General features: G+C 66.7%; 15 protein-coding genes. 10 read left to right on the top strand and 5 right to left on the bottom strand.

What is annotated here, in order from left to right:
* Positions 1-21: 21 nt before the first annotated feature.
* The 5 genes from G6N67_RS18235 to G6N67_RS18215 are packed head-to-tail and all read left to right on the top strand — an operon-like array spanning position 22 to position 4,000.
* Positions 22-564: a VOC family protein gene (locus G6N67_RS18235; protein ID WP_051578516.1), complete on the top strand. Its 543-nt coding sequence runs from the start codon at positions 22-24 to the stop codon at positions 562-564.
* Entirely contained in the window at positions 564-1,223 is a 660-nt protein-coding gene (locus G6N67_RS18230) for a GntR family transcriptional regulator (RefSeq protein ID WP_036429739.1), read from the top strand. The genes G6N67_RS18235 and G6N67_RS18230 overlap by 1 nt, the downstream gene beginning before the upstream one ends.
* Positions 1,224-1,248: 25 nt before the next feature.
* On the top strand, positions 1,249-2,181 hold the full coding sequence (locus G6N67_RS18225) for a DUF5996 family protein (protein WP_036429740.1): 933 nt from the start codon (positions 1,249-1,251) through the stop codon (positions 2,179-2,181).
* A 45-nt stretch (positions 2,182-2,226) separates the two neighbouring features.
* The gene (locus G6N67_RS18220; RefSeq protein ID WP_036429741.1) at positions 2,227-3,711 is read left to right on the top strand and encodes a flavin-containing monooxygenase; all 1,485 of its coding nucleotides are present in this window, start codon (positions 2,227-2,229) and stop codon (positions 3,709-3,711) included.
* A gap of 16 nt (positions 3,712-3,727) precedes the next feature.
* A complete protein-coding gene (locus G6N67_RS18215; protein WP_036429743.1) occupies positions 3,728-4,000 on the top strand; it encodes a DoxX-related protein in 273 nt (90 codons plus the stop codon).
* Here G6N67_RS18215 and G6N67_RS18210 read toward each other — a convergent pair.
* Positions 3,967-5,232, bottom strand: coding sequence for a TetR/AcrR family transcriptional regulator (locus G6N67_RS18210; RefSeq protein WP_036429744.1), 1,266 nt, complete (start codon positions 5,230-5,232; stop codon positions 3,967-3,969). The genes G6N67_RS18215 and G6N67_RS18210 overlap by 34 nt on opposite strands.
* A 122-nt stretch (positions 5,233-5,354) precedes the next feature.
* On the opposite strand from G6N67_RS18210, the gene G6N67_RS18205 reads away from it, so the two are divergent.
* Genes G6N67_RS18205 through G6N67_RS18195 form a run of 3 tightly spaced genes read left to right on the top strand, consistent with a single transcriptional unit; the run spans position 5,355 to position 7,154 of the window.
* A complete protein-coding gene (locus tag G6N67_RS18205) occupies positions 5,355-5,579 on the top strand; it encodes a hypothetical protein (protein WP_036429745.1) in 225 nt (74 codons plus the stop codon).
* Positions 5,580-5,591: 12 nt separating this feature from the next.
* Complete coding sequence (locus tag G6N67_RS18200) at positions 5,592-5,918, top strand: hypothetical protein (RefSeq protein ID WP_036429746.1); 327 nt, start codon at positions 5,592-5,594, stop codon at positions 5,916-5,918.
* Between the two features lie 15 nt (positions 5,919-5,933).
* The gene (locus tag G6N67_RS18195; RefSeq protein WP_036429747.1) at positions 5,934-7,154 is read left to right on the top strand and encodes an APC family permease; all 1,221 of its coding nucleotides are present in this window, start codon (positions 5,934-5,936) and stop codon (positions 7,152-7,154) included.
* A gap of 4 nt (positions 7,155-7,158) precedes the next feature.
* On the opposite strand, the gene G6N67_RS18190 is transcribed toward G6N67_RS18195, so the two are convergent.
* Genes G6N67_RS18190 through G6N67_RS18175 form a run of 4 tightly spaced genes read right to left on the bottom strand, consistent with a single transcriptional unit; the run spans position 7,159 to position 10,984 of the window.
* Entirely contained in the window at positions 7,159-7,818 is a 660-nt protein-coding gene (locus tag G6N67_RS18190; protein WP_036429749.1) for a GntR family transcriptional regulator, read from the bottom strand.
* Positions 7,819-7,860: 42 nt separating this feature from the next.
* On the bottom strand, positions 7,861-8,838 hold the full coding sequence (locus G6N67_RS18185) for a transketolase family protein (protein ID WP_036429750.1): 978 nt from the start codon (positions 8,836-8,838) through the stop codon (positions 7,861-7,863).
* Positions 8,835-9,653, bottom strand: coding sequence for a transketolase (locus G6N67_RS18180; protein ID WP_036429751.1), 819 nt, complete (start codon positions 9,651-9,653; stop codon positions 8,835-8,837). Before G6N67_RS18180 ends, G6N67_RS18185 begins: the two co-directional genes overlap by 4 nt.
* Positions 9,653-10,984, bottom strand: coding sequence for an MFS transporter (locus G6N67_RS18175; protein WP_036429753.1), 1,332 nt, complete (start codon positions 10,982-10,984; stop codon positions 9,653-9,655). Before G6N67_RS18175 ends, G6N67_RS18180 begins: the two co-directional genes overlap by 1 nt.
* A gap of 220 nt (positions 10,985-11,204) precedes the next feature.
* Between G6N67_RS18175 and G6N67_RS18170 the strand changes: the two genes are divergently transcribed.
* Entirely contained in the window at positions 11,205-12,035 is an 831-nt protein-coding gene (locus G6N67_RS18170; protein WP_036429755.1) for a sugar phosphate isomerase/epimerase family protein, read from the top strand.
* 14 nt (positions 12,036-12,049) lie between these two features.
* Complete coding sequence (locus tag G6N67_RS18165) at positions 12,050-12,820, top strand: SDR family NAD(P)-dependent oxidoreductase (protein ID WP_036429756.1); 771 nt, start codon at positions 12,050-12,052, stop codon at positions 12,818-12,820.
* Position 12,821: the final 1 nt, after the last annotated feature.

Below are 12,821 nucleotides of genomic sequence, written 5' to 3'. Positions count from 1 at the left end.
TGGCGAGTTAGCATCATTATCATGCAAATTGGCGCCAATCAGTCTGACGGCGACTATCCCGCCGGGCTCCCGGGGCTGCGCGGGTTGGACCACGTCGGCATCACCGTGCCCGATCTCGCCGAGGCCACCACGTTCTTCGTCGACGTCCTGGGCTGTGAGTACCTCTACACACTCGGCCCGTACCGCGACGACGACGGCGAGTGGATGCGGGAGCACCTCAACGTCCATCCGAGAGCCGTCATGCGACAGCTGCACTTCTTCCGGTGCGGCGACGCGGCCGTGTTCGAGGTGTTCGAGTACCAGGCGCCCGGCCGGCGCCTGACCCCACCGGCCAACAGCGACGTGGGCGGGCATCATGTCGCGCTCTATGTCGACGATCTCGACGCCGCTGTCGCGCACCTGAAACGTTGCGGCATCACGGTGTTGGGTGACCCGACCGTCAGCAAGGGGCCGAGCGAAGGACAACGTTGGGTGTATTTTCTCGCGCCGTGGGGCATGCAGTTCGAGCTGGTGTCCTACCCTGGCGGCAAAGCGTTCGACCGCCAGCGCAAAGGATCCAGGTGATGCCCGACGATCGCACGACGGCCGATCCGGCCAGCCACCGTGTCGCCGACCATCTGCGCGAACAGATCCTCAGCGGCGCAATCTCGCCCGGTCAGCGGATTCGCCAGGAGGACGTGGCGGAGATGTTCGAGCTGAGCCGGCTTCCGGTACGTGAGGCACTGCGGATGCTGGCCGCAGAAGGCCTGACCGAACTTCACCCCAACCGCGGCGCCAGGGTTCCCCGACTGAGCATGCACGAGGTCGACGTCGTCTACCGCATGCGGGAGGCCCTCGAGCCGCTCGCACTCGCCGAGAGCATGCCCCACCTCACCGATGGCGATGTCGCCGAACTGCGCGACATCCAGCGCGACATCGAATCCAACGACGACATCCAGCGGTTCCTCGAGCTGGACCGGGCATTCCACCTCAACAGTTACCAGGGCTGCGCGGTCGAACCACTCAGTTCGACCGTGGTCCGCCTGTGGAACAGCACGCAGCCTTACCGGCGCGCATTCGTCGCACTGACCGGGCCGGGGCGAGCGTGGATCATCAACGCCGAGCACAACCTGCTCATCGACGCCATCGAACGCCGGGACGCCACCGACGCCGAGAACGTGCTGCGCGGCCACATCCGCCGCACCCGCACCGAATTGTCTTTACACCCAGAGATATTCACGTGACCGATCTGCGCCGGAGGGAATTCGAATGAGCACAGCCAACGGTTGGCCCGCGCTGCGGGTCTCCGACTGGGAGCCGACGCGGGACACGTTGCACATGTGGACGCAGATCGTCGGGAAGATCCGGCTCACCCATTCACCGCTGCTCAACCACTGGTGGCAGGTCACGTTGTACGTGAGCCCGCGCGGGCTGACCACAGGCTCGATCCCGTACGGAAACCGGTTGTTCGACCTGGAATTCGACTTCGTCGACCATGTGTTGGCGATCCGCACGAGCGACGGCGGATCGGCCACTGTCGCGCTGGCCCCCAAATCGGTCGCCGAGTTCTACTCCGAAATCCTTTCCGCGCTGGGACAACTGGGAATCGAAGCGGGCATCACCGCACGGCCCAACGAAGTCGACCCGGCGATCCCCTTCGCCGAGGATCACCAGCACGCGTCCTACGACCCGAAGGCCGCGCAGCTGTTCTGGGGCCAACTGGTCCAGGCGCACCGCGTGATCAGCGAGTTCCGGTCACACTTCATCGGCAAGGTGAGCCCGGTGCACTTCTTCTGGGGCTCGTTCGACATGGCGTGTACGAGGTTCTCGGGTCGCCCCGCGCCCGAGCATCCAGGCGGGGCGCCCAACTGCGGCGACTGGGTCATGGTGGAGGGCTACTCGCACGAACTGAGCAGCTGCGGTTTCTGGCCCGGTGGCGGGGAGGAAGGGGCGTTCTACGCGTACGCGTATCCCGAACCCGAGGGCTTCGCCGACTACCCCGTCGGCCCCGAGGCCGCGTTCTACAGCGCCGACTTCCGGCAATTCCTGCTGCCGTACGAAGCCGTGCGGACAGCCGCCGACCCCGACCGGGCGCTGCTGGAGTTCCTGCAGTCCAGCTACGCCGCGGCCGCCGACCTGGCGAAGTGGGATCGCGCCGCGCTGGAGGACGACCCGCAGCGATGGCGCGCCGAGGCCACGTAGCAAACCTCTCGACAAAGTACCCGGTACCTGCGGTACTGTCTGGGCATGAGCACGGGGGTGCATGACGCCGTTGTCGTCGGGGCGGGTTTCGCCGGGATAGGCGCTGCCATCCAGCTCAAGCGGCTGGGCATCGACGACTTCGTGATCGTCGACCGAGAAGACGATCTCGGCGGCACCTGGTACGTCAACCACTATCCGGGCCTGGCCGTCGACGTCCCGACCACCACGTATTCGTACTTCTTCGAGCCGAATCCGAACTGGTCACGGCTGTTCTCCACGGGCGCTGAGATCAAGCGATACGCCGACGGCGTCGCCGACAAGTACGACGTGCGCCGCCACATGCGCTTCAACGCAGGCGTCGAGGGCGCCCGCTGGGATGACGAGGCGAGGGTGTGGCGGGTCGCGATCGCGGGCGGCGAATCGCTGACCGCGCGGTTCCTGCTGACCGCCACCGGGTTCCTGTCCCAGCCGCACACCCCCGACATACCGGGAATCACGAGCTTTTCCGGCAAAGTCATCCACACCACCGACTGGGACGAAGACCACGACTTCGACGGCCGCCGGGCAGCGATCATCGGCACCGGCGCCACCGCGGTCCAGCTGATCCCCGAACTCGCCGACCGGGTCGCCGATCTCACCGTCTACCAACGCACCCCGATCTGGGTCGTGCCCAAGATCGACCTGAAGTTCTCCGAACCGATCAAGGCATTGTTCGCCCGCGTCCCGCTGACCCAACGCGTCGTTCGTGCCGTGACCGATGCGATCTACGCGTTCATGGTCGACACCGCGGTGCTCAAGCACCGGTACTTCCGCCGGCTCAACATCGCCGCGGCCGACCTGGCCAAGCTGCATCGCTTCGCGTCGATCCGCGACCCCGAACTGCGACGCAAGCTGACCCCGGACTACGACTTCGGCTGCAAGCGGCCGACGTTCTCCAACAGCTACTACCGCACCTTCACCAAGCCGCATGTGCACCTGCAGGCCGACGGCATCGACCGCATCGAGGCGGACGGCATCGTCAACGCCGACGGCAGCAAGACATTCATCGACACCCTCGTGTTGGCGACGGGGTTCGACCTGTGGGAGGCCAACTTCCCGGCCATCGAGGTGATCGGCCGCGAGGGCCGCAATCTCGGAAAGTGGTGGCGCGACACCAGGTTCCAGGCTTATCAAGGCGTGTCGATGCCGTACTTCCCGAACTACCTGAGCCTGGCGAGCCCGTACGCGTTCCTCGGGCTGAACTTCTTCAACACCATGGAGTACCAGATGCGGCTCATGGAGCGCCTTTTCGGCGAACTGAAACGCCGCGGCGCGACCACGTTCGAGGTGACCGAGGAGGCCAACGCACGGTATCTGGACCTGATGACCGAGTTGCTCGGCGACTCGTTGTTCACCCTCGGCAACTGCGCATCGGCACGGTCGTACTATTTCAATCCGAGCGGCGAAGCCACGCTGCTCCGACCGATGACGACCCGCCGGGCCGTCGCGGAAGCTTCACGGTTCCCGTTGAGCGACTATGCATTTGCCTGATCAGAGAGGATCATCCATGGCGGATCAGAAGAACGACTCCACACTGGCCAAGCTCGTCGGCCTCGGCGTGGCCGGGGCCGGGGTAGCCCATTTCGTGAAACCGCAGTTGTTCGAATCGATCACCAAATCGGCGTTCCCCAGGGACACGCAGAAGCACATCTACACCAACGGCAGCATCGAGACTGCGCTCGGCCTCGGCCTGCTCGTCCGCAAGACCCGCAAGCTCGCCACCGTCGGAGCCCTCGGCTACGTGGCCTACCTGGCCGGCAACGCCGTCCGTAACCGATAGCGGCCCAACAGCGTCAGATCGACCAGGGTCGTCACCACCGCCTTGGCCTGCGCCGAATTCCGGTAGCCGAGCAACCGGCCCAGGTCGATCACCAACGCCATCGCAGCATGCACGGCAAACCGCGCCTGCCCGGCCGTCCATGCCGGGCGGACCGGCATCACCACGTCGACCCACGATTCGACCGCCGAGCGCTGCAGGTCGCGCAGGCTCTTCTGATCCGACGGCGTCATGTTGAGCCGCTCGGTGTAGTAGACGTAGTCGAGTTCGGGATGGTCGAACGAGCGGGACACATAGCCGTCGATCAAGGCCGTCAATGCGGTCTCGGGATCGTCGACAGTGGACCGCACCTCGGCCATGTCCGCCGACAGGCGATCGGCTGCGCGGCGGAATCCCGCGGCGAGGATGTCGCTCTTGCCCGCAAAATAGCGGTAGATGCCCGAAGCCGGCATACCGACGGCTGCCGCGATGTCCTCCATCGTGGTGTCCCGATATCCGTTCTGATTGAACAGCCGCATCGATTCATCCAGCAGCGCTTCGTATTTGGTGCCACCCGCGGACGGCGGGGCTGCGACGGCCGGTGCAGCGGAGCAGTCGGGCAGCTCCGGCAGTTCGGCGGCCAGCACGGTTTCGGCGATCTCGGCAAGCACGGCACGGATCTGGCCGGAAGGCAGTTTGGCTCGGTGGTCGACGATGCTGCCGACCACGCTGAGCACCGAGGTGGACAGCATCCACCTCGCGTGCGACGTCAGGTCCGGGCGGAGCTCGTGCAGCGGCCGCTGGATGCGCCGGTGCACGGTGCGCAGCTGAGCGTCCAATGCGCGCTGGTCCTCGCCGCGCAGAAACCGGGCCTCCCAGCGGTACAACCCGCCGGATTCGCGGTTGGCCAACGCGGTATCGGTCAGTGCGGCCACCAGCCTTCGCAGCAGAGTGCGCGGATCGGTGCCCGCGGCGTCGCCGCCGTCCGCGAACGCGGTTCCGTCGACGAGCTGTTGGCCGAGGTTGAGCACCGCACCGCGGAACAACTCGTACTTGCTGGAGTAGTGCCGGTACAACGCGGCGGCCGAGATCCCCACGCGCGACGCGATGGCCTCCATGCTCACGCCGTGATAGCCCAGTGTGCTGAAGGCCTCGGCCGAGGCTCGCGCGATCTGCACCTTGCGATCCTTCGGGCGGCGCCGCACACCGGAAGAACCACCGTCGACGTCGACCGGGCCGGGCGGGGTGCGCGCCATGTCGACACCCTAAACGGGCCCGCCAATCCGGTCAAAGTGGCAGAACAGCGCAGAATGGGCATTAACATATAGGTGCGACGCGAGCAGCACACGCGGCGCCGTTGAGGCCGGATGGGGGTCCCGTGCTCGGAGGTTTACGAAGGTTGCTGTCGTACCGTGTCGCGGTCGGCGAGTTGATCGTCGTGGCAGCCGTCCTCGGCCTTCCGTACTTGTTGGTCGGAGCGATCTGGTCGGCCACCCATACCGAGCATCTGGAAACCATGAACAGCCTCGACGCGGTGGTGTCCTTCCTCGGGTCGATCGTGTCCTGGCCGGTGCTGTTGTTCGCAGATGTCTGCATGACCTGAGAAAGGGGAAGCATGAGTTTTCGCGCCGTATACATCGGGATCGCCGGTTTCGTCATCCTCGGCATCGGCCTGTACGTGATGAGCATGCCGGTCTATCTCGACGACTTCGACCAGTACGGCATGCAGATTCCCTGCGGGTCCGCGTACGGGGTCCACCTCGACCAAGCCATCGCCGCGGGTGACGAGTACATCGGCAAATGTGATTCAGCCGTCCTGATGCGCCGGCTGTGGACCGTTCCCATCGTGGTGATCGGGGCACTTGCACTGGTGGCCGTGCTGGTCCGGGCCGCGACGTCGTCGGCCCACGAAACGCTCATCCCGACACGCGACACGCACTGATCTACGATCGCGGGCGTGACCACGCCCGGGGGCCTGCAACGCAGGCTCGGCACTGTCGACGCCGTCATCATCGGCCTGGGGTCGATGATCGGTGCAGGAATCTTCGCGGCCCTGGCCCCGGCCGCAGCGGCAGCCGGCTCGGGTCTGCTCATCGGCTTGGCCGTGGCGGCGGTCGTCGCGTACTGCAACGCCACATCGTCGGCCCGGCTGGCGGCCCGTTACCCCGAGTCCGGCGGCACGTACGTCTACGGCCGGGAACGGCTCGGCGAGTTCTGGGGCTACACCGCAGGCTGGAGCTTCGTCGTCGGCAAGACCGCATCGTGCGCCGCGATGGCACTGACCGTCGGCCTGTATGTATGGCCGGACTGGGCCCATGCCGTCGCGGCGGCGTCGGTGGTCGCGCTGACGGTCGTGAATTACGCGGGGATCCAGAAGTCGGCGCTGCTGACGCGGATCATCGTCGCGATCGTGCTCGCGGTACTGGCCGCCGTCGTGGTCATCGTCATCACGTCCGGGCATGCCGACGCCACCCGGCTGGAGCTGGGCGAGGATGCGACGGTGGCCGGCGTGCTGCAGGCAGCCGGCCTGCTGTTCTTCGCGTTCGCCGGGTACGCGCGCATCGCGACTCTCGGTGAGGAGGTGCGCGACCCCGCCAGAACCATCCCGCGGGCGATCCCGATCGCGTTGGCCATCACACTGGTGGTCTACGCCGCCGTCGCGATGGCCGCGTTGGCCGTGCTGGGCAGCGACGGGCTGGCCTCGGCGCCCGCGCCGTTGGCCGACGTGGTCGCTGCCGGCGGCGCGGGAGGCTGGCAGCCGGTGGTCCGGGTCGGGGCCGCGGTGGCGGCACTGGGCTCGCTGCTGGCGCTGATCCTCGGGGTCTCGCGCACGACGCTGGCGATGGCGCGCGCCCGGCACCTACCGCACGCGTTGGCCGCCGTGCACCCGCGCTTCAAGACACCGCACCGGGCCGAGATCGTGGTGGGCGTTGTGGTGGCGACGCTTGCCGCGTTCGCGGATCTGCGTGGCGCGATCGGCTTCTCGTCGTTCGCGGTGCTGCTGTACTACGCGATCGCCAATGCGTCGGCGTGGACTTTGGGACACCGCCTGATCCCCGCGGTCGGCCTGGTCGGCTGCCTGGTGCTGGCCTTCACGCTGCCGTTGTCGTCGGTGATAACGGGCCTGGTCGTGGTGGCCGTCGGCGCGGCAGCCTACGGTCTACGCAAGCGCCGATAGCGGACTAACCCACCAGAACCGCTGCGGCAGTACACATGTGGTCACGCACCGTGGCGGCCGCAGCCGCGGCGTCGCCGGACTCGATGGCATCGACGATGTCGAGATGACGTTTGGCGTCCATGTTCTTCAGCGCGCGGTCCACGCCGGCGAACATGATCGACATCCGGATGCTGCCCTCCAGCGACGACCAGGAGTGCAGCAGGGTCTCGTTGCCACTCAGATGGCACATCGTGCGGTGGAACTTCAGATCGGCCTCGATACGGTCTTCCAGGTTGGCCGCGGCCCACCGCTCCATATCGGCGACAGCATTGCGCAGGGCCGTAACCGCCGCGGTCCGATCCTCTTGCGCGGCAAGCGCACTGGCGGCCAACGATTCCAGGGCACCCCGGACGTCGAAAATGTTCTTGATCTCCTTGGTGTCGAGGTGGCGCACCGACAGCCGGCCGCGGGCGCCCGCCGAGATCAGCCCCTCCTGCTGCAGTTGGCGCATGGCCTCCCGCAGCGTTCCGCGACTGATCTGCAGCGCATCGGACAGCTCGGTCTCCACCAGATGGGTGCCCGGCTGCAACTGACCGGATGTGATCGCACGGCGCAGAGCGGAGAGTGCTTGCTCACGCAGGCTGGTCTTCTCGAGTCGCAGCAGCGACGGAGCCTCGACCGACATGACCGCTCCTTGACTGTCAACACTTGTTTGTCGACATTGATCCTACAGCCGCTCGAGTACCGATGAGACGATTCGTCGCGTCGACAGGCCGTAGCGGTCGTGCAGGGTCGGCAGCGCGCCCGCGGCGAGGAATTCGTCGGGCAGTGCGACGGGCGTGACCTGCCGGGTCATCCCGCGCTGGACCATCGCGGCCGCCACCGTCTCGAACAGCCCGCCCACGACGGTGTGGTTCTCCAGCGTCAGCGCCAGCCGATCCGAATCCAGTTCACGCAGCACGGTTTCCGCGTCGAACGGTTTGAGCGTCGGGGTGTGCACCACCGCGGCGTCGACGTTGTGGGCAACCAGTTCCTCGGCGGCGAGCAGCGCCCGCATCGTCATCAAACCGCTGGAGACGAACACCACGTCGGTGCCTGGCCGGACCACCTTGGCCTTGCCGAGCTCGAACCTGTAGCCGTACTCGTGCAGCACGGTCGGAACCTGCCCACGTAGCAGCCGCAGGTATGTCGGCCCGGGATGCTCGGCCAACTGCGGCACGGCGTGCTCGATGTCCACCGAATCGCACGGATCGACGATCGTCAGGCCGGGCATGCCGCGGAAGATCGCGACGTCCTCCGTCGCCTGGTGCGACGGCCCGTACCCCGTGGTCAGCCCGGGCAGGCCACCTACGATGTTGACGTTGAGCCCCGGCTCGGCGATGTCGAGGCAGATGAAATCGTAGGCCCGGCGCGCTGCGAACACGGAATACGTTGAGGCGAAAGGGATCAGGCCCGTCTCGGCCATGCCGGCCGCCGCGCCGAACAGCAACTGCTCGGCCATGCCCATCTGGAAGAAGCGGTCGCCGAAGGCCTGCGCGAAGATGTGCATGTCGGTGTACTTGCCCAGATCGGCGGTCAGCCCGACGATGCGGTCGTCGGCCTGCGCAGCCTTGACCAGCGCGTGCCCGAATGGCGCGGGCGTGGTCTTCTGTCCCGGATCCGCGAACGATGCGATCATCGCCGAGGTGCGCAGTTTGGTGCTCATGCTGAGGCCCCGTCAGTGAGTTGGTCGCGGCAGATCTGCCACTCGTCGGCGTCGATGCGCATGAAGTGCGCCTTCTCGCGGGTCTCCAGCAGTGGCACGCCTTTGCCGATCCTGGTGTCGCACAAGATGACTGATGGCTGTTCGGTACTCACGGAATCGAAAGCACCCAACAGCTCGTCGACGTCGTTGCCGTCGACCCGCTGGACGTGCCATCCGCACGCCGCCCACTTGTCGGGCACGGGTTCGGTACGCAGCACCCCGGCGGTGGGCCCGTCAGCCTGCAGCGCGTTGATGTCGACCATCGCGGTCAGGTTGCTCAACCGGTGATGCGAGGCACCCATGGCGGCCTCCCAGGTGGAGCCCTCGTCGAGTTCGCCGTCGGACAGGAAGTTGATCACGCGCGCATCGTTGCCCTGGTGGCGCAAGCCCAGTGCCATGCCGACCGCCACCGTGAGCCCGTGCCCGAGCGATCCGCCCGAGATCTCCATACCCGGTGTGTAACTGGCCATTCCGGACATCGGCAGCCGGGATTCGTCGGATCCGTAGGTGTCGAGTTCGGCAGCGTCGATGATGCCGGCCTCGGCGAGCGCCGCATACAGCCCGATCGCGTAGTGCCCCGTGGACAGCAGGAACCGGTCGCGCCCCGCCCAATGCGGATCGTCGGCGCGGTAGCGCAGCTGGTCGGCATAGACGACGGCGAGCATGTCGGCCGCACCGAGGGCCTGCCCGACGTAGCCCTGCCCCTGAGCCTCGCCCATGTTGAGTACGTGGTGACGCATCCGGTAGGCGGCGTCACGGACCTTCGCCGCGCGCATCAGGCGGCCAGGGCGTGGTCGGCGGCGGCCTTGTCAGCGGCCTTGCGTTCGGCAGGGCCCCAGGTCTCGCGGGTCACCAAGGCAGCCCACAGCCCGATCGCGGCGTACGTGGAGAACAGCAGGGCCGGGCCCATCCAACCCATCCACTCGAACAGCAGCGTGGTGATGAAGGGCGTGAAGCCTGAAACCATGGCCGAGATCTGGTACGCCAGTGACGCTCCCGAGGCTCGCGTGTTGGCCGTGAACAGTTCGGGGAACCAGGCGCCCTGGGCACCCGCGAGCGCGTTCTGGGACACGCCGTACGCGACGACGAACGTCGCGATGATGAGCACGAACAGTCCCGTGTTCACGAGCAGGAACATCAGCACACCGAACGGGATGCCGAACGCGCACACCCAGACGTACACCGGGCGCCGGCCCACCCGGTCGGTCAACCGGGCCCAGGCCATCGTCGCGAAGATACCGAGAGCGGCCGCGATGCACAGTGCCACAAGAGTTTCGGTGGCGGTGGCGAGCTCGGCGCTCTTGAGGTAGGAGATCATGTAGGTGATCGACACGGCGTAGCCTGCGGTTTCGGCGATGCGAAGGCCGATGCCGCGCAAGATGTTTCGCCAGTCCTTCTTGACCACCTCGACGATCGGCGCCTTGACGATGTTGCCCTCGTCCTTGACGTCTTCGAACACCGGCGACTCGGGCACCTTGGCCCGGATGATCAGGCCGACGATCACCAGAAAGATGCTGGCCAGGAACGGCACGCGCCAGGCCCAGTCACCACCGAGGTGCACGCTGACCAGGAAAACCAGGTTGGCCAGCAGCAGCCCGACCGGGAAGCCCGCCTGCACGATTCCGGTGAAGGCGCCTTTGCGCTTCCACGGGGCATGCTCGTAACTCATGAGGATGGCACCGCCCCACTCGGCACCGAAGGCCAAGCCCTGGATAATCCGGACGGTCACCAGCAGGACAGGCGCGAGCACGCCGACCGCGGCATAGGTGGGCAGCAGGCCGATCGCGAACGTGGCCAGACCCATGACGATCAGTGAGGCCACCAGCACCGGCTTGCGCCCGACCTTGTCGCCGAGGTGTCCACCGATGATGCCGCCCAGCGGCCTGGCCGCGAAGCCGACGCCGAGCGTCGCGAACGCGGCCAGGGTGCCGGCGACCGGGCTGGAGTTCGGGAAGAACGCGGTGCCGAAGTACAGCGCTGCCGCGGTCCCGAAACCGATGAAGTCATAGGTCTCGATCACCGCGCCGACGGCGGAGCCGACCGCGACCCGCTTGGCATCCTTCGTGCCGAGTACGGGGCCCCGCATGTTCAGAGCGTCGTCGCTCATGGGTTCATCCTTTCAAATCCCGGTCAGTATCGGGTTCTACCTGGGAATTCCCTGCACTGTTGACGGTCAACAGTGCGGTACGTGACCTAGTGTGAGCCTGCACACAGCTTACTGTCAACAGTCAACACATTTCGACTGCCACCCGTTGACTGTTAACAGTCGACTAAAGTAATGTGGGCGCGGTCACAACGCCGTGAGGCCCGGAAGAAAGCAGTGCCGCATGCCAGATTCGTTCCACACCCGGCTGGGCTGTTCGACGATCAGCTTTCGCCACCAGCCCCTGGCCGAGGCCCTCGACACCATCACCGGGCTGGGCTTCACGGAGATCGATCTCGGCGCGCTGCCGGGCGTATGCGACCACGTGCCGTTCGTCCTCGACGAGAACGCCGTCCGTGATGTGTCGGCAACCGTGGCGGCCTCCGGTGTCCGGGTCCGTTCGATCAACGGCGACATCGGCGACCTCAACGTCGCGCTGGACGCCGCGGGCCGCGCCGCTCGCGATCGCCACCTCGCGATGCTGGTCGAGCTGACGGCCGCCACCGGCGCCGAAGCCTTGGTACTGCCCTGCGGGGCGCTCGAACACGAGCCGGTTGCCTCCCTCGACGAGGATCTGGCAACCGTGGCAGGCGAACTCGCGGCGGCCGCGCAGGTGGCCACCGACCGCGGGGTTGCGCTGTGGACCGAGTCGCTGCACTTCTTCCGGCTGTGCTTCAACATCGAACGCGCGCAGCAGCTCACCGACCGGCTCGACGAAAACGTCGGCATCGTACTGGATTTCAGCCACATCGTGGCCTCCGGTGGCGACCCGATCGACTTCGTGGACCGGTTCGGGCCGCGCATCCGCCACGTCCACATCCGCGACGCCGTGCCCGGCAACATCAACCTGTCGGTCGGCAACGGCCAGGTCGACTTCGCAAGCGGTCTCAAGCGTCTCGCCGACGCCGGCTACTTCGGGCACTTCGCGCTGGAACTCGAAACCCGCGACGTCACCCACGACGAACGTCCTGCTGCCGCCGCGGCGGCCGGAAACCTCATCTCGGCTCTGATCTGAAAGGAACCCCTTCCATGTCCGTCACCCGCACCGCCGTCATCACCGGCGCCACCTCCGACAAGGGCATCGGCGTCGCCGTTGCCGAGCGCTACGCCCGCGAGGGCTGGGCCGTGGTGATCCTCGACCTCGACGGCGAGAAGTCTGCCAAGGTGGCCGCCGAGATCGGCAACCAGTTCGCGGTTCCCGCGTTCGGCCACGCCGTCGACGTGACCTCCGAGGAGTCGGTCACCGCCGCACACGCCGCCGTCACGGCCGAGGTCGCCGCGGGCAACCTACCAACCGTCGGCGCGTTGGCCAACATCGCAGGAATCACGTCCCCCGTGCCGTTCCTGGAGACCAGCCTGGATCTGTGGAACAAGGTCATGGCCGTCAACGCCACCGGAACCTATTTGGTCACAAAGGCTTTCCTGCCGGACATGATCGAGGCCGGATGGGGCCGCATCGTCAACATGAGCTCGGTGTCCGCGCAGCGCGGCGGCGGCGTCTTCGGCAAGGTGCCCTACTCCTCGGCCAAGGCCGCGATCCTGGGCTTCACCAAGTCGCTGGCCCGCGAAATCGCCGACACCGGCGTGACGGTCAACGCCGTCACCCCTGGCGCGGTCGACACCAACATCCGCGTCGGCTCCACCGATGAGCAGGAAGCCAAGCTCGCCGCCGACATCCCGGTGGGCCGCACCGCGACCACCGACGAGGTGGCCGCCGTGATCACGTTCCTGTCCAGCCAGGACGCCAGCTACCTGACCGGAACCACCGTCGACGTCAACGGTGGCAGCCACATGCACTGAT

The organism is Mycolicibacterium mageritense (genome assembly GCF_010727475.1).
GTDB classification, from domain to species: Bacteria; Actinomycetota; Actinomycetes; order Mycobacteriales; family Mycobacteriaceae; genus Mycobacterium; species Mycobacterium mageritense.
Note: the sequence above shows the minus strand (reverse complement) of the source record. Positions and strands in the feature narration are given on the sequence as shown.